Here is a 24,135-nt window from a genome sequence, read left to right on the forward strand (position 1 = left end):
AGAAATCCTGGGTCAGCTCTCAGTGGAAATCAACAATCTGATCACCGAAAGCGCGTGCCCGAGCGGATGCAACTCCAGCGCGATCGTACGGATCGTTGATTCGCATGCCGCCGACGCGGCATTCAGCAGGAAAGACTTTGCATGAAGAAGATCGGCTATCTGTCATTCGGTCACTGGTCGCCGTCGCCGCAATCCGGCACACGATCGGCGGGCGATACCCTCCTGCAATCGATCGATCTCGCCGTGGCGGCGGAAGAGCTTGGCGCGGACGGCGCCTACTTCCGGGTCCATCATTTCGCGCGTCAACTCGCCTCGCCGTTTCCGCTGCTTGCTGCCGTCGGGGCGAAGACCACCCGGATAGAGATCGGGACCGGTGTCATCGACATGCGTTACGAGAACCCGCTGTACATGGCGGAAGATGCGGGCTCCGCCGACCTGATCTCCGGGAGACGTCTGCAACTCGGCATCAGCCGCGGCTCGCCCGAACAGGTGATCGAAGGCTGGCGCTACTTTGGTTACGCTCCAGCAGAGGGCGAGACCGACGCAGACATGGGGAGGCGCCACGCCGAGGTCTTCCTTGGCGTCATCGAAGGTAAGGGCTTTGCCGAGCCCAGCCCGCAACCGATGTTCCCGAACCCGCCCGGGCTTCTCCGCATCGAGCCTCACTCCGAGGGCTTGCGGGACAGGATCTGGTGGGGATCGGCATCGAACGCCACAGCTCTGTGGGCAGCGGAAAAGGGAATGAACCTGCAATCGTCGACGCTGAAGAAGGACGAGTCCGGCGAACCCTTCCATGTCCAGCAGGCCAGGCAGATCCGGATGTATCGAGAAGCTTGGAAAACGGCCGGACATTCCCGCGAACCGCAGGTCTCGGTCTCGCGGTCGATCTTCGCGCTTACCGACGATCGTGACCGCATACTTCGGGGGAAGAATTAACGGAGATCAAGTTGGCATCATCGACGACATGCGGGCAGTCTTCGGCCGTTCATATGCGGCGGAACCAGATCAACTTGTTAAAATACTGATGACTGATGAGGCTATCGCCGAGGCTGACACGCTCTTGCTGACGGTGCCAAATCAGCTCGGTGTAGAATATAACAGCCACGTTATCGAAAACGTGCTTAAACATGTTGCTCCAGGTATGGGCTGGAAATAAACCTGAATGCTTACCTTTCTTGCATATCTTTTTATCAGGTGATACGTAGCCGTGAAGTCCTATGGAAGACTGATCGAATTTGAAGGTAGAAATATGGAAGACCAGAACCTCGCGTCGGTTGCGCTTGTCGAACTGACTGCTGAAATTGCTTCGGCTTATTTAGCGAACAACCGTGTGGCGCCGTCGGAGATTGCCAGTCTGATCACGAGCATCCACAGCTCGATCGCATCCCTTGGTTCGGCCGTGGCCGAGACGGCGAAAGAGCCCGTGGGCTTGATCCCGGCGGTCCCGGTGAAGAAGTCGGTCACGCCCGACTACATCGTCTGCCTGGAAGACGGAAAGCACTTTAAGTCGATGAAGAGGCACCTCGCGACGAAGTTCGGCCTGACGCCGGACGAATACCGTCGCAAGTGGAGCTTGCCGTCCGATTACCCGATGGTCGCCGCTGGCTACGCTGCGAAGCGCTCGGAACTGGCGCTGAGCCTCGGCCTCGGTCGGAAGAAGGTCGAAGAGGTTGGTGCGCCCATGATCTCGAGGGCAAAGCCGGCTCGCGCAAAGAGGGTGGCCGTAGCGGCCTGATACCCAATGGAGCGCCGGTTCAATCTCCCAGGTGCCCCAGATCTTGCAGCAGTGGAAAGCGAAGTCCACTTTGTCGAATACGATACAGAGTCGCACGGAGACATCGACGCCAACACTGCCGTCTCCGACGTCCGCCCCTGTCGAACAATGCTTCCAGCGCAGGCATGCATCTAATTGCCATGACGGGTTGAGTTCCGGCCGGACTGGTTCGCAAGCGCTTTCGATCAGCTATCATCAGGCGTGAGCGCTGCGTCTGAGCGATCTATCGTCGCAATAGGCGCCTAAATTTTTTGACTACGTGAGCTCTTCCGTAGTGTTTGGCCCTGTCTCATTCGATCGCCGTGGAATCTCGGTATCCGACTTCCAGGATCAGACCCGGTCCGAGGCAGCCCTATCCACGGCGCCACCCCGGTGACCAGGGAGACGCACGAGTTCGACTGCGCGGACTCGGAATTCCAAGTTGCCTTGAAAGTCGGTTGCGGGCGCGTGGAGCCGGTAGACTGCCGGATTGAGCGGAGCAGAAGGATAGACCGGATGCCGTGGCGACCGGTCGGTCGCCATCGATCCCGCTATTGGAGGATGCGCACAGAGAAACCGTTCTTATCCGAAGCAGCTTCGTTATTTTCTCCGTAGAGTTCCATAGACGATGTTTCGGTTATCGCCATACCAAACCTCTGTCTCGTAGGCGTTCCGATCGACGCTGGAATCTATGATCCTCCACATGTCGTCCGCCGACCGCAGGATCAACGGCCAATCCATGAACGTTTCCATGTAGCCATCCGATGATATCTCGTCGCTGAAATTGGCGAACAGGAGGGTACCACCCGGACGCAGCATCTCGACGAGCCGCTGCATCAGCTTCACTGCTGTCTTCTCTTGGAGGTAGTCGTAGAGCCCTGATGCGTAGACAAGATCGAACGTGCCCAGCTTGTACGAACGGCGAAGCAGGCCCAGAACGGACCCGTTAATCGGGTTGACGACGGTTCCGGACAGGTCGCGGGTCATCGTGCCGACGCTGATCGGATCCTGGTCGAGCGCGACCCACCGCTTTATTCGACCGTTCTGAAGACTGCGGCAGATGCCGGCCTCCCGCAGATGTCCCGCTGCCACCGCCAGGATTTCCGCAGGTTCTTCGGTGCGCTCCGCCGTCTCGTCCACGAACCGGGCTAGGATCTCGCATCTTTCCCTTCCGGCGGCGCAGGCCGGAACGTCGGACGTGTAGTCGTAGATCTGCCGACCGAGGTCCGTGCACTCCGTCAGCAGATGATCCATGCTCGGGTGCTTGTAGTAGATGTCGAGCAGGCCCGCGTCCCCGGAATATCCTCTGGGCTTCGTGAACGACCAGTTCGTCAATGGATCCTGCAGCAGGAATTCCATGACCGGATGCGCTTGCGCGGCCACGATCAGTTTCTGCCAGATCGCCGCCGTCGACGCTCCGCGCAGCAGATGGAGTTCGCCTGCCAGCCTGGAAACTATCCCCGAGGTCCGTCCTCCCTCCAGGAAGCCGCTCCGGGCAAGCTCGAGAACCACAAGCAACTGGGCGACTGCGTCACGCAGTTCGGCACTGTCTTGAGCGTTTATGTCTGCTGTTGGACGGGCTCGTTTGACGATATCCGGAGTAATAAGGCTCTCGCCGTCAAGAGAAATTGCCGTGTTGCTCATTGACTACATGTTCCTAAGGTTGCCATAGGAACAATTTAATTCAAATTTTACCTTTTGAACTTGCAAATTGCGGACTTGGTTAACGGGGGGCCGCTACCATTTGCATCGACCTTTTCACTCGGCGGTAACCGCCGTATCTTAATGGTCAGGCACAAAGACTACCGTCAGTCATCCCGTTCCCGCATTCGGGAAGAGCCAGGAAGGATCACGCTTGGCTCTCTCGCTACGGACCGGAGGAGAGCTGGCCGAGCCGAGCGACGAGGATCTGGTAAGCAGGGTCGAGCGCGCCCTACTGCATCCTCGGTGGGGAGCGGCGGATCCGTTGCTCGACCGCATGTTCGAGGACAGCACGGAAGCGACCGACAGGATCGCCGTCCGTCGCGGCGTGCGGGCCGCGGTTCTATGCTTCGCCGCCTTCGGCCTCTTCGATCTTTGGTTGTTTCCGGATCTGGGCACGTCCGGCTTCTTCACGCGTGTCGTGGTCGGGCTGTTTTTCCTTGGTCTCATCGAGATCCAGACTGCCGGTGCTTATCCCCTGCGGACGATCAATCTCGTCTGCGCCACGGGCCTGGTGGTCGCGTCGTTCGCCTGGCTCGAGGTCATGCGTCGCACGGCCTATCAAGAAAGATTCGTCCACTTCCTGGTGTTCGGAACCGTATTCGTGATCAGCTCGAGTCTCTTTTTCAGGTTTCGCTTTCTGATCGGCGCGACGTGCTCGTCGATCATCACGCTGCTCTTCTGCCTGACAGCCGCGACGGCAAACGTGCCGGATACGAGCAGGTTCGTGGTCGTGGCGTACTTCGTGAATTTCCTCGGTTTCTCGCTCTACCTCTCATGGCAGCTTGCGACCGAGCGGTACGTAACGTTCCTGAACGCCACTCAGGCCCGGCTGAACGAAACGGCGGTTCGCGAGAAGGGCCGTCAGCTCTCCCGGATCGCCAATACCGACCACCTGACGGGTCTGCGGAACAGGCGGGCCGTGGTCCAGGAGTACGCGGCCTTTCGGGAGCGTTGGATGATGGATCACCGGCCGATCGGGGTCCTTCTCATCGACGTAGATCACTTTAAGATGTTCAACGACCACTACGGCCACCAGTCGGGCGACAATTGTCTGGTCGATGTCGGCAGAGCGCTCCAGAGGGCGGCGTCCGCGGGCGGGGCCGTTCTAGGTCGCTACGGTGGCGAGGAGTTCCTCGGCTTCTGCCACGTCGAGGACGAGAAGACTCTCTTCGGGCTAGCCGAGAGGATGCGGGACGCGGTGGCATCACTCGGGGTTCCCCACTCCCAACGCCCCGACGGCCTCGACATCGTGACGGTCAGCATCGGTGTCAGCATGACCCGCAGGAATGCCAGCCCGGATCTCGATCGGCTGAGCGGTGAAGCCGACAAGGCGCTTTATTCGGCCAAGGCCGGGGGGCGGAATCGGACCCACGTCTTCGATCCCGTCGCACCGTTGAGTCTCACTGAGGAGCAGGTCATCGCGGAATTGCTGTCGAGCGCATTGGACGAGGGGCTTCTCTCGATGGTCTATCAGCCGATCGTCAATATCGCCCAAGAAAAGATCCAGTCGGTCGAAGCCCTGATGCGGCTGCGCGATCGTCATGGTGCATCGATCAGCCCGGCCGTTTTCATCCCGGTTGCCGAGCGGACGGGGATCATCGTCGAACTGGGCCGTTGGGCCATTAGCAAGGCATGCGTGGAGGTCCTGGCGGCCGGCATCGCGAAGCATGTTTCCGTAAACGTCTCGGCAGTGCAGCTGCGGGCGCCCGGCTTCCCGCTCTACATCGCCGATGTGCTGGAAGAGCTTGGGCTAGACCCTTCCACACTGGCCCTCGAAGTGACCGAAGGTGCCGACATATTGTCGGATGACGGGATCCTCGATGCGATAGGGGCGCTCAAGGATCTGGGCATTCAAGTCTGGCTGGACGATTTCGGAACCGGCTATGCTGGACTGTCCTGGCTCCAGACCATCGATTTCGACGTGGTGAAGGTGGATCGGTCATTCCTGCATCAGACGGACACTCGAGAAGGTGCGCTGTTCCTGCAGGACATCATCCGGCTACTCAGGAACCGCGGCGTGTCTATCGTCGTGGAAGGAGTGGAGACCGAGGAACAGCTGGCTTTTCTCAAACATAATAAGGTGCCGACCGCGCAGGGCTTCCATCTCGCGAGGCCTGTCCCGGCAGCGAGATTAGCACGAGTCTAGCTCAATGACGGATACTCGGGGCTCCTCCGACAGATGTCGGTCACGGGGTCTATCAGGACGGAATGTCAGTTCGAAGGAAAGGGGATGCCTGCGCCACCGTCCTGTGCCGGCTGAGCGCGTGACTTCAGGATCGATCCGGTCTCTTCGGCACTCGCGGCCCTCCCGAAGAGATATCCCTGGCCGAGCTTGCAACCCATCCGCTGCAGCTTCGAAGCCTGAGCTTCCGTCTCGATGCCCTCGGCGACGATCCGCAGGTCGAGCCTGGCAGCGATCATGATCAGTGCCTCAACTATCACCTCGCTCGCCAGATCACTGTCGATGCCGTCGATGAAGGACTTGTCGATCTTGATGACGTCTACCGGAAAGGTGAGCAGGTGCGTCAGCGAAGCGAAGCCCGTCCCGAAATCATCGAGGGCGACGAGCATGCCCTGCTGCTTAAGGCGCTCTACCGAGGCGACGATGCCACTCGTCATCCCGTCCATGAAGACCGCCTCGGTCACCTTGAGCACGACGTGCCGCAGTGGAACGCCGGCTCGACTGAACGCATCCGAAATCCTCTGTTCAAGATCCTGACGCTCGAAGTCGACGGCAGACAGATTGATACCGACATGCTGGAAAGCGACCCCGTCGTCGAGCCACTTCCGTATGTCCGAGGCGACCTGGCGAAGCATCTCATCCGTCAGGCGCATCGCGATCACCGGATCCGAGAATGCCGCCTGGAAACGTCCGGCTGGAACGACGGTACCTGTCCGATCCGTCAACCGCGAAAGAGCTTCGAGACCGATGACCTTCCTGCCGTCAAGCATGACCAAGGGCTGGTAGTGCGTCGACATCCGTCCTTCGGTCAACGCCGTCGAGACCATTCCGAGCACGTCGGCTTTGGTCGCGACAGCCGTCCGCATGCGCTCGTCGAACGCGACGTACCCACCTCGATGGGATTCCTTGGCCCTGCGGAGTGCGAGGCTGGCATCACGACTTATGGAATGCATCTCGACATCGCCGTCGGTAGCGAGCGCGCCTCCGATCGATATGGTGACCTCCGGTAGCCGCCCGTCTGCCGTCGCCGTCCGAATGGCTGCAAGCAGACGTTCGGCCAGCGCAGCGAGATCGGCGTGCGATCCGCGGGTCGTGTCGACTACCGCGAACTCGTCTCCCCCGATCCGGTAGACGTCCTGGTTTGCGATTTCAGCCTGCAGGCAATGGGCTACACCACGGATGAGATCGTCCGCTGCGTCATGGCCGGAAGTGTCGTTGACGACCGCAAATTCGTCGATGTCCAGCAAGAGGAGCGCCAGATGTGCGTGATGCGTACTCTGGAGCCGGGCCAACACGTCCCTGAAGCACCTGCGATTAGGTAGCCCGGTAAGCTGATCGTAGAAGGCCAGTCGGTGGGCTCGCTTCTGCGTCAGCGCCAGCTCTGCAGCCACGCAGGACGGACGGGCATCGACGTCTTTCGGATCGGTGGTCACGGGCCTTCCTCGACTGATGAACGATCAGACATCAGGAACCGAGGCGCGGCAAGCGTCAGCCGGCGACGCGCACCTGGTTCCGTCCAGCGCGCTTCGCTCCATATAGCGCGACGTCCGCCGCGTTCACCAAGGCACGGCCTGATAGAGGACGTCCTCCTTCCCCGAAATCGGCGGAAGCCACACCGATGCTGACGGTAACGAAACCGTCGATCCCCAATGGATGGCGGAGCGCCTTTTCACGGACTGCAACGACGCAGCGACGGGCAGCTTCCGCGGCATCGTGCTCCCCGAAACCTGGGAGAACTGCGGCGAATTCTTCACCACCGTAACGCGATACATGGCCGTCCTCGCCCGTTGCCTCTTTCAATGCGACCGCAACGGCCCGGAGCGCATCGTCGCCGGCCTGATGTCCGAGACTGTCGTTGAAGCTCTTGAACCGGTCTACATCGATCATCAGGACTGAGACGGTACTCGAGGCCGCCTCCTGCCGCAGGACGGCCTCGGACAAGGCATGGTCGAAACTGCGCCTGTTCGGCAATCCCGTCAGCGCGTCGAGACCGGAAAGCGCCTCCAAGCGAAGATTCGCCTCACCCAGCTGGACGCGAAGCCGCTCGCTTTCCGCCAAAGCCTGATGAAGTTCTTCCTCTGTGCGCTTCTGCTTGGTGATGTCCATGCTGACGGCGAGAAGGCGCAAGGCGCGACCATCCTCCGTCCGCTCGACGATCTTCCCCCGGCTGAAGATCCATCGCGACTCGCCGTTTTTTGCCGCGACACGGTAGGCAGCTTCGAAGAACTCTGTCTCTCCGGCTTCGAGAGCATCGAGCGCCTGGGCAACGACGGCTTTGTCCCGGTGGTCGACGATGTCCCACGGCACTCCGTTGTCGGGGGCATCCTGATCCGAGAAGCCGAGGACGGTTTTCCAGTGTTGCGACCGCCATACCCGCTCGGTGCCGAAATCCAGTTCCCAGATCCACTGGCCGGCGATGTTCATCGCGAATTCCGCCTGGGCACCGCGCCGAACACGAGGTTGCAGCGGAACAAGCGGAATGATGTTGGTATTCTCCGTCATCGCACCGACCTGTAGCTCTTCAATCCGAGCGAAAGCGAAGCATGTCACGGCGGACCGCCAGGTGAAAGCTGAGGAAGGCTGCGCTCGCGCCGTCTTACCCGGACTGGCAACTAAAGCGTGATGGTGTTGCGCACACGCCGCAACCTGTCCTTGGCGCTGGCTTCCTGCTGAAATGAGGCACCTTCGATGCGCTCAGGATCTTGTCGAGAAGCGGGTAGATCTGGAGGGGGGGGGAGGGGCCAACGGTTGGCAGTCGGGCTCGCCGAATTGGGTGCGTGCTGGCTTGAACGTGGACACTCGGCGGCTAGGCAAGCCGAAATGACGACAGGCCTGGTGCAGGATCCGCTGTCAGAGGCCTGAAGCGAGGTATCCGAGCATCGCGGTGAACAGCCCAAGTCCAAGAATGCTGCGGAACGCGATCATCCGAACGACCATCGCGACGTGGCCGGTTTTCCAGATGCATGCGAGGCCGGCCATAAAGACGGACGTCGTGGCAAGGAGAAAGAGGCCCCTGATGAAGATCGCCTGTCCCGACTCGTTCTGTTCGACCGCGATGACGAAGGCTGCCACCGTCAACATCATTCCGAAATCCAGACCGACTTCCCACCTCGTCGCCAGCCTGCGATGCGAATCGATGAAGGCCTGCGTCGCCGCCGTGCCGAGGTTCACTCGTCGGGCGAAGAGTGCGAGAAACGCGACGAGGAGGAGAGGTACGATCGCTAGATGTGGTGCGAAGGCTGGCATGCGACTATCCGCTTTAAGGTCGATAGCCAGATAATGGACGAAGGGTATTGATGGATTGATACGGCAGCTTCACGTCTTTCAATCAAATCGAAGCCGATGCCACGGATCAGTCGAAATAGCGGTACGCCGACGGAGCTTGCGGCGCGTCCACTCATGCCATTTCTCAAGGGTGGAGCCGGGCCGCAGGATGATCAGTTCAGGCTGCCCGTGAGAGAAGCATACCGGACAGCGACCGTCTGATCATGCCCCATTGCGCAAAATGAAGGGTTTCGATCTCGGACCGGTCCAGTTCGACGACGCCGTAGTGACGTCGGTCCGCCGAAATCCTGGCGAACAAGGTATTCACTTCGGCTTTTGGCCCTTCGATCAGCTGCAGGACACTCGACCGATCGACGGACAGAACGCCTGTAATGCCATGTTGACGGTTTCACTCCGCCGAGGACGTGATGATGGCATTGACGTCGTTGGTCGTCGTGGTCGAAACAAGCGTGCTGGCGTATCTGATGCGTATGAACATGCCGGCCCTAATTAAGGTTTAGGGAACCATGGGGAGACGTGAAGACGGCAATGATACTCCCACGTCGGTGCGTTGAATTCTAACGCCGCCGGAACGCTTGGATGTAGTTTCTGATTGATCACCGAGATGTCGCAGCAGGCAATGAGCAGATCTTGCAGAACTTCCATCTTCCCAGAGCCGTCGGTGTCTTTCCAGACGAGCTGGCCGACACCGACGAGGCGAGTCTTCTTGCCTTGATGATCGAGTGCATCGAATGGCGCATCGGCATCGACACGATTGCGCATGAAGTCCGGGCACCGTCAGCGAGGACCGTGTGGAACGCTCTTGTCGACGTAGAGATCGATATCGTCATGGCTGCATATGCCCGACTGGCGTCCGAGCGCCGACCCCGTGTCGGCAGTGGCGACGGCAATGGCAACCTGTATTGACAAAGCTGCGCTACCTGACGCGCCGATCAAGCGACTGACTGCGTAAGCATCTGGAAAGACACGTGCCGTAAGTTTACGCTCAGTTGAACCGCGGGGCGATACGATGACATGCGACGGCTGCACGACGGCGAGGAAACTGGATTTCGATTTTTCCATGGCCTTCCAGCCGATATACGATGCGGTCGCAGAACGAGTGTGGGGATACGAAGCGCTAGTACGGGGCACTGCCGGCGAGGGCGCGTACGCGATTCTTTCACGAGTCGCGGAGGATCAGCGGTACCGTTTCGATCAGGATTGCCGAGTGAAGGCAATACAGCTGGCCTCGCGCCTGTTTCCCGGCGGCGAGGACCTCAAGCTCTCGATCAATTTCATGCCAAACGCGGTCTACGAGCCGGCGGCTTGCCTTCGGGTCACGTTGCTGGCAGCCAGTCGGTTCGAGTTTCCGCTGTCCTCGATCATGTTCGAGTTCACTGAAGACGAGAAGGTGTCTGATACCCGGCATCTGACGGGCATCATCACCGAATACCGCAAACATGGGTTCACGACGGCCATCGACGATTTTGGCGCCGGGCATGCGGGCCTCGGGCTTCTCGTCGAATTCCAGCCCGATCTGATCAAGATCGACATGAAGCTGCTGCGCGGCATCGATACCAGTATTCCAAGACAGGCGGTCGTCGCCGGCATCGTCGGCATTGCCCGGCACCTGGGGATTACGGTGTTGGCGGAAGGTGTCGAGACAGCCGCGGAGTTTCTGATCCTGAAAGCTGCCGGAATTCGGTTGTTCCAAGGCTACTGGTTCGCGAGGCCGGCGTTCGAAACGCTGCCGCAGGTTAATTTCGGTCATGAGAAAACGCGGCTTTCGGCCTAGTCCGGTCGCAGAAGTCAACAATGTCCAGTCATGCGAAATTCAAAACGCTCTCCTGCAGATGTTGGATGACGAAGACCTGCGTCAGGTCGCATCGAAGCTCCGATTCGAGCTGTTGCCTCGAGGATTGATGCTGCCGAGAGCCGGTGCGTCGACTCGTGCTTTCCATTTCCTGGACGAGGGGTTCGGGGATCGCGACTGTCGTCACCGACGTCGAGGGGATCGCGTTCGGTGTTGCCGCCATCGGACCGGAAGAGGTGATCGGCGAAGGCTTCCTTCATGACGTCGGCGATCCTCGGAGCACCACGACGATCCAAGTCGACGGAAATGGCTGGCGCCTTTCGGTAAAAGATTTCGGTGTCTTGGATGGCATGATCCCGGACCTGCGGGAAACGATGCTGCTGTTCTCCCACACGCTGACGAACCAGGTGATGCATTCGGTGCTCGCTGCGACACGTTTCAAAGTTCGCAACCGGCTGGGCCGGTGTCTGCTGATGTGTCATGACCGCGTCACCGGTGACACGTTGCAGATCACCCATCTCGCCCTTTCCGAACTGTTGGGAGTGCGGCGGGCAAGCGTCATGACCGATCTACAGAAGCTGGAAGGCGAAGGACTGACCGGATCCAACCGTGCCGCCGTCGTCTTCGTCGATCGACCCGCTCTGATCGACGCGGTGGACGGATGCTACGGCGGGCCGGAGATCGAGTATCGGCGAGTGTTCGAACGATGGGCCGACGCCCTGACAGGGGCTGAGGAGAGATAGGCTTGGACCAGCCTCGGCATGCAGTAGCGGGATCCTTCGGCAATAGCGTCGTCGAGACATCCGAAGGGTGCAGGTACAAAGATTATTAAGATCAGGCGCTTATCAATAAGTTCGGGAGCTGACCGAGCATGAGTGGCATCATAAGATCACGTATTGGCAGTGGGCCGAGCCTCGTAGGCTGGCTGCGGTTCTTCGTAATCATGGTCTGCGCGGCATTGACCGTGGCATTCGTCTATTACGAGTGGTCGACCCGCGAATCCCTGTTCCGCAAGGCGGAAAATGACGCTTTGATGTTGTCCACTTCGCTCGGCCAGCATGCTCAGGACACGTTCGAGATGGCCGACGTGCTATTGACTGCGGCATCCGCCCGAATTGCCGTGAGCGATCGGTCGCTGGCCGATCTCTACGTCATCGACGATGCCTTGGCAGTGCAGCTCCGGCAGGCGTGGCGCATCCGTAGCATCATGGCTTTCGACGAGAACGGGCGGCAGTTCGTCTCGTCCCAGCCGCAGGTGCAGGACTGGTTCGATCTCTCGAGAACCGAAGCGTTCGATTATCATGCCGTTCACACGGAAAACGATCTTCGCATCGGTACGCCCGTCCGGAGTCCGACGAACGACGACTGGATTGTCCCTATCACGCGCCGTCTGCAGAAACCGGATGGTACTTTCGGCGGCATCATGGTGGCTACCATCCGCATCAACTATTTCGTGGGCTTCTACAAGACCTTCGGAGATGCCGCCGGCTCCATCATCTCGCTCCTCTCCAAGGATGGAATTCTCCTCGCACGCTATCCGCTGATCGAGCCGATGATCGGTCGCAACTTTGCGGGCGATCTCTGGAAATCGGATGTCACGAAGAAGCAGTCCGGCACCTTGCGCAATTCGTCGCCGGTGGACGGCGTCGCCCGCTTCAACGGCTTCACCCATGTCGCGGACTACCCCCTTGTCGTGTTCGTCGGTGTGGGCCGAGACGCCGTGACCGCAGCCTGGCTGCGGGATGCGGTGATGCCGCTGATAGCTGCGATCGGCCTGATCGCGCTATTTGGCTTCCTTGGCATGAAACTCGTCAAACACGTGCGTCTGCGCCAGGAATCGCAGGTGGCGCTCATGCTGCTGGCGCGGACTGACGGTCTGACCGGTCTGATGAACCGTCGATCGTTCGACGAGTCCATGGGCAAGGCTTGGATCACGACCACGCCGACGAAGCCGGTTTCACTTCTGTTGCTGGACGTGGATCACTTCAAGGCCTTTAACGATGCATACGGTCATCCGGCCGGCGACAGCTGCCTGCGATTGGTCGCTTCCTCGATGACGGAGACCGTCTACAAGCCCGCCGACCGGGTTGCTCGCTATGGAGGAGAGGAGTTCGCGGTCCTCTTGCCGGATACGAATGAAGCGAGTGCCCTCATTGTCGCCGAGCGTATCAGGGCCTCGATCGAGGAGCTCGGAATGCCGAACCGAGACAGCGCGGTCAAGCCGTTCGTCACGGTCAGCATAGGGATATCGACGCATCGCCAGGGCGAGGGCGCACGAAGCACCGTAGACGAATTCCTGAAGGATGCTGACCGGGCATTGTACAAGGCCAAGCTGCTCGGACGAAACCAGATCCAGACTTCCAGCCTGTATGCGGTCCCAAGGTGGCCTCCTTCAGGGTCGGCGTCGCAAGGGTGATGTCGGAGACGGCCTTGCTCGATCCTCCGTTCTGCTCCATCCGATCCTTCAGCCGATCGACCCGGTCAGGCCCCTGTCCGTTACCTTCATTGCGCCATCGAAGGCAGGGAGCGCCTCCGGCACCGATCGTCCCTACGACGACCGTACGTGAACCTGCCTGAGTCTCTCGACCAATTCTTCAGGCCGATGCTTCCGGGACATGTTCGACTTCCTACGAAGCGCCAGACAGCTCGCTTTAGGATTATTCACCGGCCGGTGGGATCCCGCCGGGTAGCAGCAGGCTCAGTCTCAACGACCCCCTCGAGCTCGAAGATAAGCCCGGCAGGCGCGTAGGTCAGTTTGGCGACCCCGCGGAAATAGCTGGCGACCATTCTTTCCATCAACCGTGTTCCGAATCCCTTGCGCTCCGGTTGCGAGACGGATGGACCATCCGTTTCCTGCCACCGGAAGCAGAATTCGCCACCGGGTCGCCTGTCCCACGAGATCCCGACCTTGCCTTCGGTGACGGACAGGGCCCCATATTTCAGGGCATTCGTCGCGAGCTCATGAAGTGCAAGCGACAACCCGAGGACCTGGTCGGAGTTGAGCAACGCGGGGCCACCGATGATCGCGATCCGATCATCACCGCTTTGATGAGGCAACAGGGCCGAGATGACGACCTCACGGATGTCGGCCTCGTTCCGCGTCGTCTGCGTCAGGATATCCTGGGCGGAGGACAGTGCTTGCAGCCGGCCGGCAATGGCGTCGCGGCCTTCCTCGAGGGTCCTTGCAGTCCGGAAGGTCTGCGCCACGATCGCCTGAACGACCGCCAGGGAGTTCTTCATCCGATGGGAGAGCTCCATCGTGAGTTCCAACCGCTGCTGTTCGGCCGCCCGCTCCTCGGTCCGATCACGCATGATCTTGAGGTAGCCGACATGTCGATCGGCATCGTCCCGCAGGGGCATCATCTCTCCTGAACCCCAGAAACGACTGCCATCCTCGCGCATGTGCCAGCGCTCGTCGATCGCACGCCCGTCTTCCCTGGCGCCTTTTCGTTCCCGGTCGGGAACTCCCATGGATCTATCCTCGGGGGTGAAAATGACGTCGATCGGTTGGCCGAGGATTGCGGCCTCGGTCCATCCAAGGACATTCTCCGCTCCGACGCTCCATGACGTCGTCGTGCCGGAGAGATCCGAACAGACGATCGCGAAGTCAACCGCACTGTCGACGATCTGGCGGTGGCGGGTCTCCAGCGCACGAGATCTGCCGAGCGCTCGCCGGAGCTCCAGCTGGGTCTGCGCCTGCTTTGCCAGAAGCGACAGCGTCCGGATCTGATCGGTAGTGAGCTCGCGTGGCACATAGTCGAGCACGCAGACGGTACCTATCGGCATGCCCTCCGGCGTCTTCATCACGGCACCGGCGTAGAATCGAAGGCCGGGTTCCCCGATGACCAGGGGGTTGCAGTCGAACCGGGGGTCCTTCAGTGCGTCGGGAACGACGATGAGATCCTCGGCGAGGATGGCGTGGGTGCAGAACGCGCTATCGATCGGCGTCTCCCGAACCCCGAGGCCGACCTCCGACATGAAAAACTGACGATGGGTGTCGACAAGATTGACCACGGCGATCGGCGTCCCGCACACCTGGGAGGCGATCAGGGCGATATCGTCGAAGTCGGACTCTCTGGGCGCGTCCAGGATACCGTAGCTGTCCAGAGCTGCCGAGCGCTCGGCTTCGGGCCAGCTCGACCTGGAGATGGGAATCAAGGAACTCAATGGTGTCTCCAGAGCAATCTGGAAACGTTCTAACACCAAAACATCAATTCCACATGGTCTCGAAGAATATCGTCGCGAGCTTCAGAGGCGCGAGCATGTGGTGGCAAGGGCCCGCTGCCCGGACGGGCGACCTAATCGACAGGTACGATCAGCAGGCAGCGTAGTCCCCGCCAGTCGAAGTCCATGACAGCCCTGCCATCGAGTTCACCTTCGATACTCGCCACTACCAGTCGAGTTCCGAAACCTTTCCGGGTAGGTTCCTCCAGGATCGGCCTGCCGCTTTCGGTCCAATGAAATTCGAGACTGCGTCGTCCGCCGATTTCCTGGATGCTCCATGCAATGTTCAGACGACCGCCGGGGACGGAAAGTCCGCCATGCTTTGCGGCATTCGTCACGAGCTCGTGGAAGACCATTCCGAGCGCGAGAGCGATGCGGGAGGGCAGCTCGAAATCCTCGCCGACCAGCTCGACCTGGCCGGCGGAATAGGGCTTCAGCTCGTTTTCCAGGATCTCTCGGAGACTGGCCTGTTCCCAGCCGGCGCGGGTGAGTACGTTATGCGTGGCCGACAGGGCCAGGAGACGAGCCTCGAAGTCGGCATGGAACTGCCCCACCGACGTGGCATGCCTTGCCGTCTGGCGCGATATGGACTGGACCGTCGCCAGCGTATTCTTGACCCGATGATTCAGCTCGTCGATCAGAAGGCGCTGCCGCCTTTCGCTTGTCTCGAGCTCGACGAAGGCTTTCCGACGATCAGTCACGTCGAGGACGACGCCGACCATGCGGACCGGGCGCCCGTTGCGTGTGTGTACCGTCCGACCTCTCGCGTTGACCCAGTTCCTGCCTGAAGCCAGGGGATACTCGATATCGTAGTCCGTACCCGTTTCGACGGCGTGCGCCAGCTGTCTTTCGCGCTCCGCTCGGCTGTCGGGCGCGATCCTGGCCAGAGCTTCGGCATAGGTAAGGGCGTCGTCGGAGGAAAGGCCGAAGATTCGCTTTCCCCTCGGCGATATCCGAAGCTCTCTGGTCCTGAGATCCAGCTCCCAGTAGCCGACGCCGCCGGCCTCCAATGCCGCCAGCACGTCGTCGCGCTGGTCATTAAGACTGGCCATGATCGCCAGGAACAGAAGCAGGATCGTCAGCGCGGCGACGGCGACCGCCAAGGCGATCGGCGGTGCCCCTTGGGAGACGGGCGCCGGTTGGGTGAGAAGGGTTAGCCGTAGGGCCGACATCGCGGTATAGTGCATGCCGACGATAGCCACGCCCAAAATCACCGAGGCGACGATCTGGGAACCAGCCGAACGCGCCTTTCCGGCCACGAAGAGCGCAGCGGTCGAGGCGGCGACGGCGATCAGCAATGACACCCCGACCAGGCGGAAGTCGTATCCGAAAGAGACGGCCGTCTTGAGCGCGGCCATGCCGAGGTAGTGCATTCCGCAAATGCCGGCCCCCATCACCGCACCGGCTGCGAAGATCCGTCGCCGCGTGATGCTTTGGCCGGCAACGAAAAAGAACGCGCCTGCGGTTGATCCGACCGCCAGCACAAACGACAGCGCGGTCAGGCTCGGATCGTAGCTCACTGCGGATCCCGGATCGAATCCGAGCATGGCGACGAAATGCATCGACCAGATGCTGATGCCCATCGCCAGGGCCGCGGTCGCCAGCCACCCTGTCCGTGCTCGTCCTACATTCCTTCCGACACGACGGAAGATGTCGAGCGCAGTCCAGGATCCGAATACCGCGATCACGATGGAAAGGACGATGAAGATCGGGTCGTGGTGTGTATGATGCATTACGTCCTTCCGCCGTTTCGACGCCATTCTTAGCTGCGGCTCGGGTGAGCGGATAGAAGCAATCGGGAGCGGAGGGTTGGGCCTGGCGGTACCGCCGGTCCCCAAGCCCCCTCATGGCCATCGGCACCGCCGAGAGATCAGGATCGCGGTGGGCCTGGCATCATGCAGCCCGTCACCATGCAGAATGGCAACGACCGACAGAATCGGTATTGCTGAGCTTTCCGCAGGGATGCTCGAGAACCAACCGGATGGATCTGCAGAGCTTGGTTCGAGGTTACGTCACCGAAAGTCATCATTATTTAATACGATCATAAGCATCGTGGCTATCAAACCGCAGGCTGGTGGGAAATCCGCATGAACGACCTGCAGCGCGAGCACCGACGCCTAGAAGCGTTGCATGCGCTCGAAATCATATCTTCCGGACGCGATCCGGCAATGGATCAGATATGTGCGCTGGCATGCGATATCTTCAGCGTCCCCGTTGCCGTCGTGACGCTGCTGGACGCCGAACACCAGTGGCTCAAAGCGCGGTGCGGTCTCGACGTCGAGTCCACGCCACGAGGAATGGCGTTCTGTAACTACACCATCCAGTCCGACGATGTCCTTGTCGTTCCGAACGCTCTCGAAGATAAGCGTTTTGCCTCGAACCCTCTGGTGACCGATGGTTTGAAGATCCGCTTCTATGCCGGTGCTCCCCTCGAGCTGGAGCCGGGCATCCGGCTCGGAGCCCTGTGCCTGATCGACTACGAACCTCGATCGTTTTCCGAGCAGGATCGCCATCGCCTTGCCCAGCTGGCGCTGCTGGTGGTGAGCCAGATACGGCTCCATGCCGCGAATCTGGAGCTGAAGACGAAGGCGGAGCAGCTGGAAGCGCGCCAGGCCGAACTGGAGTGGACGGCCACGCACGACGGCCTTACCCGGCTGCCCAACCGTTCGCTCTTCCAGGAAAATCTTCAGGCGGCCGTCGAAACTCCCGAAACAGGTGTCGGCGGCTTGATGATCATCGACTTGGACGAGTTCAAGCAGATCAACGACACGCTCGGACACGAAGCTGGAGACGCTCTCCTCGTCGCTGTCGGCGAACGTCTGTCGTCGCTCGTCGAGGCTCCGGCCATCGTGGCTCGGCTCGGCGGCGACGAGTTCGCGATCCTCACCCCGGACGTTCCCGACGTGACGAAGCTGCTCGAGCTTGCGGAGAGCGTCACCAGGGAAGTCAGTCAGCCGGTCCAACATGACCGCTACAGCTTCAACTGCACCGCGAGCGTCGGAATCGCTGTCTTTCCGGATCATGCCTGCACGCCAACCGAGGTCCTCCGAAGTGCGGACCTCGCTCTGTACACGGCGAAGGGCGAAGGGCGTAACAGGGAGGTCCTCTACTATTCCGAACTCAGGGATCGCTTCCAAGCACGTGTCGACGTCCTCGACCGCGCACGCCATGCCCTCGAGAACAAAGCGATCATCCCCTATTACCAGCCCAAGGTCTCGTTGATAACGGGCGAGGTCGTGGGCTTCGAAGCACTGCTTCGCTGGCGCGACCCGATCCTCGGAATACAGCCGCCGAAGACGATCTGGGAAGCTTTCAGCGATTCTGTCCTTTCCATCGCGATCGGTCATCAGATGCGCCAGATGGTGTTTGCCGATATGGTGGAATGGACGAAGCTGGGCGTCGCCTTCGGAGCGGTTGCGATCAACGTGTCCGCCGCAGAGTTCACCCGGGGAGACTTCGCGAAGCATATCCTGGACAGCCTCGATGCAGCCAGCTTGCCGACAGACGTCCTCGAGCTAGAAGTCACGGAAACCGTCTTTCTCGGCGACGGATCGGGCGTTATCGGCGAAGCACTTTCGCAGCTGAGCGATGCCGGCATAGGCTTGTCGCTCGACGACTTCGGCACCGGCTATGCGTCGTTGACGCATCTCCGCCAGTTTCCGGTCGGGTGGCTCAAGGTCGACCGGTCGTTCATCTCCGACATGACCCAGTCACGCGAGTCGGCGTCGATCGTCGGTACCGTCATCGAACTCTCGCACAGCCTCGACATCGGTGTCGTCGCCGAGGGGATCGAGACCATGGAACAGTTGGACATGCTGAAGGCATGGAACTGCGAAGTCGGGCAGGGTTACCTCTTCGGCAAGCCCATGGAGGCCGGTCTCGTTCCGGGGATGCTGGCGACGTGGTCATTCCCGGAGGCAAAGGAATACCGGAGGGCTTGAAGCCCGGCATGCCTGCGAAAGCGTGTGCAGGTGCAGCATTAACCGCGCCTTGACGCTTCGGTAGCAGACTGCCCGCCGGGGTGGAAAGTCAAATGCTCAGTGTCGATATTGATCTAATCGGAGTGCCGGCCTTCGTGATCGACGTAGGCGAGAATGGCGGACTTCGCCTGGCTGCGATCAACCGAGCCGACGAGCTGGCGACAGGACTGCGGGCAGCTGACGTGGTTGGGCGCCCAATCGAGGAATTCCTCCCGCCCGATGTGGCGGCTCATGTCATCGCCCGGTATTCTGAATGCGTCGTCAAACGTGCGTTCCACGAATACGACGAGATGCTTCGGATACCCGGAAATACACGCTGGTGGCGTACGACCCTGACGCCATTGCTCGAGCCTTCGACTGGCAGAGTGGTGCGGATCGTCGGAATTTCGGTCGAGATCACGGAGAGGAAGCAGACGGAGGACTACTTGAAGGAGACGGCCTTTCTCGATGCGTTGACCAGTCTGGCGAACCGGCGTCGTTTTGAAATCGACATCGAGGATTCGATGTCTGAAGCCGTCTACAGCGGACGTGGTTTCGGTATCGCCGTCATCGACCTCGACGGTTTCAAGCCCATCAACGACAAGTACGGACACCGTCGCGGCGACGACGTGCTGCGACACGTCGGGTCGCTTCTGAAGCTGGCGGCCCGAGGGAACGAGATCGCCGCACGAATAGGCGGTGACGAGTTCGCCATGCGTTTCGCGGCAGGGTCCGAAACGGAGCTGAACGGGAAGGTCGATGCGCTCAGAGGACTGCTCGACCGAAGCCTGAATCTCGCGGATATCGAGGTCGGGGTAGGGGCGAGCGTAGGATCGGCGATGTGGGCCGGCGGGCAGTCCTTCGGCGAACTTTTCGATATCGCCGACGCCGACATGTACCGCCGTAAGGCGCTCAGGAAATCGATGGCGGCCTAAGCAGCGACGGTAGGGCTTGTTCCGGACAGTTCATGATCGGATGCGATCGTCCGATCGTCGTACCATGGGGACTGGGCTCCCGAGCGCCGCATGCGATACGTCCTACGAAGACGCCGCCGGTCCTTATCCCTGTTCATTGCACGCCTGCCGGTCTACCGCTATCGATGCGCGATGCTCAGCATTCGGCTGACCTTCCAGCATGGACGGAGCCCAGCGTGACGACATCTTCTTCCAAGGCCCTCACCGGCGTCCGCGGTCTCGACGACATTCTTGCCGGCGGTTTGACGCCAGGGCACGTTTTTCTCCTCGAAGGCAGTCCTGGTACCGGCAAGACTACGATTGCCCTGAAGTTCCTGCTGGCGGGCGCGGAGCTCGGAGAGCAGGGCCTCTACATTACGCTGTCGGAAACCGAGCGCGAACTCCGAGAAGGTGCCAGGTCTCACGGCTGGGACCTCGGCGAGCACATCACGGTCTCCGAGCTTGTCCCGCCCGAGACGCTCCTCGATGCCGACGAGCAGCAGAGCCTGCTGTATTCCTCGGACCTCGAGCTCGGCGAAACGACCCGAGCGATCTTCGACGCCTTCGAGCGGATCAGGCCGGCCCGCGTCGTCCTCGACAGCCTTTCCGAGATCCGCCTTCTTGCACAGAGTTCGCTCCGGTATCGCCGCCAGATCCTTGCCCTGAAACACTACTTCTCGACAAAGAACGCTACCGTGCTGATGCTCGACGATCTGACGACCGACACGATGGACAAGACCGTCCACTCGATCGCTCACGGTGTCATAAAGCTGGAAGAACTGGCACCCGACTACGGTGCCGAGCGTCGTCGGATGCGCATCATGAAGTATCGCGGGCAGGCCTTCCGGGGAGGCTTCCACGACATGACGATCCGCAACGGCGGCGTCGAGGTGTTCCCGCGTCTTATCGCATCCGAGCACCGCACGGAATTCAGCCGCGAGCTGATGAAGACCGACATCGCCGAACTCGATGCACTGCTCGGCGGCGGTATCTCGCAGGGCTCGAGCACGCTGCTTCTTGGTCCGGCGGGCGCCGGCAAGTCTATCTTCTGCTTCAACTTCATCACCGCAGCTGTAGGCAGAGGCGAGAAGGCGGCGCTCTTCGTGTTCGACGAGGAGCTCGGGCTCCTGTTCGACCGGACGCGGAAGATCGGATTCGATCTGGAGGCGCTTCGCGACAGCGGGCTCCTGCATATCGAACAGGTCGATGCTGCCGAACTCTCGCCGGGCGAGTTCGCTCACCGCGTCCGAGCAATCGTCGACGAGGCGGGCGCCAAGACTGTCGTGATCGACAGCCTGAACGGCTACCAGAGTGCGATGCCGGACGAGACGGCTCTGGCGCTGCACATCCACGAACTCCTGCTCTATCTCAATCGGCAGGGTGCGACAACATTCCTGACGATCGCGCAGCACGGCCTGGTCGGCGACATGCGGACGCCGGTCGATCTCACCTACATCGCCGACACTGTAATCCTGCTGCGCTACTTCGAAGCCTCCGGAAAGGTCCGTCGCGCCGTATCCGTGATCAAGAAACGTACCGGCAGCCATGAGGACACCATCCGGGAGTATCGGATCGGAAGTGGCGGCCTGATAGTCGGGCCACCGCTTGACGAGTTCCAGGGCGTGCTGAGCGGCATTCCCGTCTTCGTCGGCAAGGGCAGGACGAAAGCCGAGTCGGAAGACGGGGGCATGCTGTAGCATGGCGGCCTTCACCGCACTCGTCCTGGCGCCAGGCGGCCGCGACGCTGCTCTCGCTGCCCAGATACTCGAGGAATCCGGCCTCAAACCCGTCATCTGCGTTGACTGCAAGGACATGATCGCCAAGATCGGCGACGACACGGGTTTCGCCGTGGCGACCGAGGATGCGTTCCAGCAGACCAGTCTCGAGCCGCTGCGGGAGCTCGTCGAAGCTCAGGAGCCGTGGTCCGACTTCCCTTTCATCGTGCTGACGCGCCGGGTTGATACTACCCGGCATAATCCCGCGTTGACCCGGCTTGCCGGCATTCTCAGGAATGTCACGTTCCTGGAACGCCCCTTCAACCCGGCGACGTTCGTCAGCCTTGCGAAGACCGCATCCCGATCGCGACAGAGACAGTTCGAAGCGCGTACCAGGATTATCGAACTGCATGAGCGTGACGAGCAGCTCCGCGCCGCCAACGGTTCCCTTGAAGCCAGGGTGGCCGAGCGGACCGCCGAGCTGGAAGCGGCCATGGCGACGGTCCTGGCCGAGGTCGAGCAGCGCCAGCGCACGGAAGAGCTTCTTCGGCAGGCGCAGAAGATGGAGATGATCGGTCAGCTGACGGGGGGCGTCGCGCACGACTTCAACAATTTGCTGACGGCGGTCCTCGGGAATCTGGAACTGCTGAAGCGACACGTGCCATCCAATCCGAAGACGGACAGGCTGATAGATGGCGCCGTGAAAGGCGCCCAGCGTGGGGCCGCCCTTACTCAGAGACTGCTTGCTTTCGCCCGGCGTCAGGAACTCGTTCTTACGCCGACCAGTCTCTCCGATCTCGTGCACGGAATGTCGGATCTACTGGACCGGTCGCTGACGTCATCGATCGAGCAGCAGATCATTCTGCCGGAGGGCATGCCGCTCGCGCTCGTCGACGGCAACCAGCTGGAACTGGCGCTCCTGAACCTTGCGGTAAACGCACGCGATGCGATGCCCGCTGGCGGCACGCTGACGATCGAGGTCGATTTGCCGGCAATTCTCGAAGGAATGCCGCTGCCGAGCGGGAGCTATGTCAGACTCTCCGTCACCGACACTGGCGCCGGGATGGACGCCAAGACGCTGAACCGTGCGACCGAGCCGTTCTATTCGACGAAGGGAGTCGGCAAGGGGACCGGTCTCGGGCTTTCAATGATCCATGGCCTCGCCGAACAGCTGGGCGGGTCTCTACGGCTTACGAGCAAGGTCGGCGTCGGGACGAAAGCGGAGCTGTGGCTCCCGGTTGCCGTCGGCGTCGCCGAACCGTTGGTCGCCGAGCCGACACCCGAAGCCGTACGTTCCGGACGGGCCAGGATTTTGCTCGTAGACGACGATCCGCTGATAGCCATGAGTGCCGTCGACATGTTGGAGGACCTCGGCCATGAAGTCGTCGAGGCAGTATCCGGTGCGAAGGCGCTCGAGATACTGAATACCGGGACGCCATTCGATCTCATGATCACGGATTTCTCGATGCCCAAGATGAATGGCGGTCAGCTTGCAGTCGCCGCCCGGGAGAAGAGGCCGGGTATGCCGATCCTGCTGGCAACGGGGTATGCGGAGCTGCCGGCAGGCTACGAACTGGACCTGCCGCGGCTTGGCAAGCCCTATACGCAAGGTCAGCTGGCGGCGGAGATCGGCAAACTGCTCAAGTGAAAGCGCTTCGAAGGTGTCCGTCTGCGTGAACGTCCACTGGGTTTGTATCGCCCGTCGGCTCCTTGCTTCGGGAACCGCCGCGGGTTTCTTGTAAGAATTTTGTCCGCTTAGAAGCGTGGATCCCGGAAGCACATTCTGTAAACTGGCTACGTTCGAGACGCCTGCACGACCTTGTCGCGGCCACCGGCCTTCGCCGAATAGAGCGCCTGGTCGGCGGCGAGGATCAGTCCGGCAGCGTCTGCATGTCCCGTTCCCGCTCGAAAGGTCGCGACGCCGATGCTGACTGTCACCACTGCCAGGTTGCTGTGAGAATGGGGTATGGCCATATTCCGCACTGCCTGTCTGACGACCTCCGCCCGTTCGAACGCACCGGCTGTATTGGTGCCGGGCATGATCGCAGCCATCTCCTCGCCTCCATAGCGGGCTGTCAGGTCTCCCGGTCGCCTCAAGCTCGCTTGAAGTGCTGCGGCGATCCGGCGGAGGCATTCGTCGCCCGCCTGATGCCCGTAGGTGTCGTTGTAGGCCTTGAAATTGTCGACATCGATCAGGAGAAAGCTGAGGTCGGAATGATCGCGTGCGGCACGGGCGAACTCCGTCTCCAGCTGCCGGTCGAGCACGCGACGGTTGGCCAGCCCGGTGAGGGCATCGGTCGACGCCAGCTGTTCCAGCTGACGGCTCGCCTCGGCAAGTTGGTTCTCGACGAGCTTGCGCGAAGTGACGTCCCGCATGACGAAGACGGCACCGGCGCCGTCTTCCAGCGGTTTTCCCGCGATCTCGGCCCAACGGTAGCTGCCGTTCCTGTGTGCGACACGATACTGAACGGCCGTCACGGGCCGACCCGCTCCGATCTCGACCATCATGGCCTCCACGATCGGAAGGTCGTCCGGATGCGCGAGATCCTGTGGCCGCAAGTCCATGAG

General features: G+C 60.9%; 17 protein-coding genes and 2 pseudogenes. 11 read left to right on the top strand and 8 right to left on the bottom strand.

The window, feature by feature from the left end:
• Window positions 1-141 precede the first annotated feature (141 nt).
• Window positions 142-1,156: pseudogene (locus tag ACZL02_RS24055) on the top strand (LLM class flavin-dependent oxidoreductase).
• A 93-nt stretch (window positions 1,157-1,249) separates the two neighbouring features.
• The gene (locus tag ACZL02_RS24060) at window positions 1,250-1,735 is read left to right on the top strand and encodes a Ros/MucR family transcriptional regulator (RefSeq protein WP_472941227.1); all 486 of its coding nucleotides are present in this window, start codon (window positions 1,250-1,252) and stop codon (window positions 1,733-1,735) included.
• Between the two features lie 618 nt (window positions 1,736-2,353).
• Here the strand turns inward: ACZL02_RS24060 and ACZL02_RS24065 are convergent.
• Window positions 2,354-3,397: a class I SAM-dependent methyltransferase gene (locus ACZL02_RS24065; RefSeq protein WP_472941228.1), complete on the bottom strand. Its 1,044-nt coding sequence runs from the start codon at window positions 3,395-3,397 to the stop codon at window positions 2,354-2,356.
• A 211-nt stretch (window positions 3,398-3,608) separates the two neighbouring features.
• Here ACZL02_RS24065 and ACZL02_RS24070 point away from each other — a divergent pair, with 211 nt between their 5' ends.
• Complete coding sequence (locus ACZL02_RS24070; RefSeq protein ID WP_472941229.1) at window positions 3,609-5,603, top strand: putative bifunctional diguanylate cyclase/phosphodiesterase; 1,995 nt, start codon at window positions 3,609-3,611, stop codon at window positions 5,601-5,603.
• A gap of 65 nt (window positions 5,604-5,668) precedes the next feature.
• On the opposite strand, the gene ACZL02_RS24075 is transcribed toward ACZL02_RS24070, so the two are convergent.
• From ACZL02_RS24075 to ACZL02_RS24090, 4 genes and pseudogenes are all read right to left on the bottom strand, one after another.
• Window positions 5,669-7,072, bottom strand: coding sequence for a putative bifunctional diguanylate cyclase/phosphodiesterase (locus tag ACZL02_RS24075; protein WP_472941230.1), 1,404 nt, complete (start codon window positions 7,070-7,072; stop codon window positions 5,669-5,671).
• Window positions 7,073-7,127: 55 nt separating this feature from the next.
• The gene (locus ACZL02_RS24080) at window positions 7,128-8,141 is read right to left on the bottom strand and encodes a diguanylate cyclase (protein ID WP_472941231.1); all 1,014 of its coding nucleotides are present in this window, start codon (window positions 8,139-8,141) and stop codon (window positions 7,128-7,130) included.
• A gap of 348 nt (window positions 8,142-8,489) precedes the next feature.
• Window positions 8,490-8,810, bottom strand: coding sequence for a hypothetical protein (locus ACZL02_RS24085; protein ID WP_472941232.1), 321 nt, complete (start codon window positions 8,808-8,810; stop codon window positions 8,490-8,492).
• 271 nt (window positions 8,811-9,081) lie between these two features.
• Window positions 9,082-9,300 (bottom strand): annotated as a pseudogene (locus tag ACZL02_RS24090) (BLUF domain-containing protein); the annotation flags it as partial.
• A 254-nt stretch (window positions 9,301-9,554) separates the two neighbouring features.
• Between ACZL02_RS24090 and ACZL02_RS24095 the strand changes: the two are divergent.
• From ACZL02_RS24095 to ACZL02_RS24110, 4 genes are all read left to right on the top strand, one after another.
• A complete protein-coding gene (locus ACZL02_RS24095) occupies window positions 9,555-9,830 on the top strand; it encodes a hypothetical protein (RefSeq protein ID WP_472941233.1) in 276 nt (91 codons plus the stop codon).
• Between the two features lie 103 nt (window positions 9,831-9,933).
• Window positions 9,934-10,698 (top strand): EAL domain-containing protein, encoded by a 765-nt coding sequence (locus ACZL02_RS24100; RefSeq protein ID WP_472941234.1) that lies wholly within the window; start codon window positions 9,934-9,936, stop codon window positions 10,696-10,698.
• 143 nt (window positions 10,699-10,841) lie between these two features.
• Window positions 10,842-11,459 carry a Crp/Fnr family transcriptional regulator gene (locus ACZL02_RS24105; protein ID WP_472941235.1) on the top strand — a complete coding sequence of 206 codons (618 nt, stop codon included), beginning with the start codon at window positions 10,842-10,844 and terminating at the stop codon, window positions 11,457-11,459.
• A gap of 128 nt (window positions 11,460-11,587) precedes the next feature.
• Window positions 11,588-13,132, top strand: coding sequence for a GGDEF domain-containing protein (locus ACZL02_RS24110; protein WP_472941236.1), 1,545 nt, complete (start codon window positions 11,588-11,590; stop codon window positions 13,130-13,132).
• A 245-nt stretch (window positions 13,133-13,377) separates the two neighbouring features.
• On the opposite strand, the gene ACZL02_RS24115 is transcribed toward ACZL02_RS24110, so the two are convergent.
• Entirely contained in the window at window positions 13,378-14,883 is a 1,506-nt protein-coding gene (locus ACZL02_RS24115) for an HWE histidine kinase domain-containing protein (RefSeq protein WP_472941237.1), read from the bottom strand.
• Between the two features lie 131 nt (window positions 14,884-15,014).
• Window positions 15,015-16,673, bottom strand: a complete 1,659-nt coding sequence (locus ACZL02_RS24120; RefSeq protein ID WP_472941238.1) for an MHYT domain-containing protein — start codon at window positions 16,671-16,673, stop codon at window positions 15,015-15,017.
• A 354-nt stretch (window positions 16,674-17,027) separates the two neighbouring features.
• On the opposite strand from ACZL02_RS24120, the gene ACZL02_RS24125 reads away from it, so the two are divergent.
• From ACZL02_RS24125 to ACZL02_RS24140, 4 genes are all read left to right on the top strand, one after another.
• The gene (locus ACZL02_RS24125) at window positions 17,028-18,881 is read left to right on the top strand and encodes an EAL domain-containing protein (protein ID WP_472941239.1); all 1,854 of its coding nucleotides are present in this window, start codon (window positions 17,028-17,030) and stop codon (window positions 18,879-18,881) included.
• Between the two features lie 92 nt (window positions 18,882-18,973).
• The gene (locus tag ACZL02_RS24130; RefSeq protein WP_472941240.1) at window positions 18,974-19,834 is read left to right on the top strand and encodes a GGDEF domain-containing protein; all 861 of its coding nucleotides are present in this window, start codon (window positions 18,974-18,976) and stop codon (window positions 19,832-19,834) included.
• A 164-nt stretch (window positions 19,835-19,998) separates the two neighbouring features.
• Window positions 19,999-21,549, top strand: coding sequence for an ATPase domain-containing protein (locus tag ACZL02_RS24135; RefSeq protein WP_472941243.1), 1,551 nt, complete (start codon window positions 19,999-20,001; stop codon window positions 21,547-21,549).
• Between the two features lies 1 nt (window position 21,550).
• The gene (locus ACZL02_RS24140; RefSeq protein ID WP_472941241.1) at window positions 21,551-23,215 is read left to right on the top strand and encodes an ATP-binding protein; all 1,665 of its coding nucleotides are present in this window, start codon (window positions 21,551-21,553) and stop codon (window positions 23,213-23,215) included.
• Between the two features lie 146 nt (window positions 23,216-23,361).
• On the opposite strand, the gene ACZL02_RS24145 is transcribed toward ACZL02_RS24140, so the two are convergent.
• Window positions 23,362-24,135: diguanylate cyclase (locus tag ACZL02_RS24145; protein WP_472941242.1), on the bottom strand; the 774-nt coding region annotated here is incomplete at its 5' end.

Source organism: Mesocryomonas fontinalis (assembly GCF_055730125.2).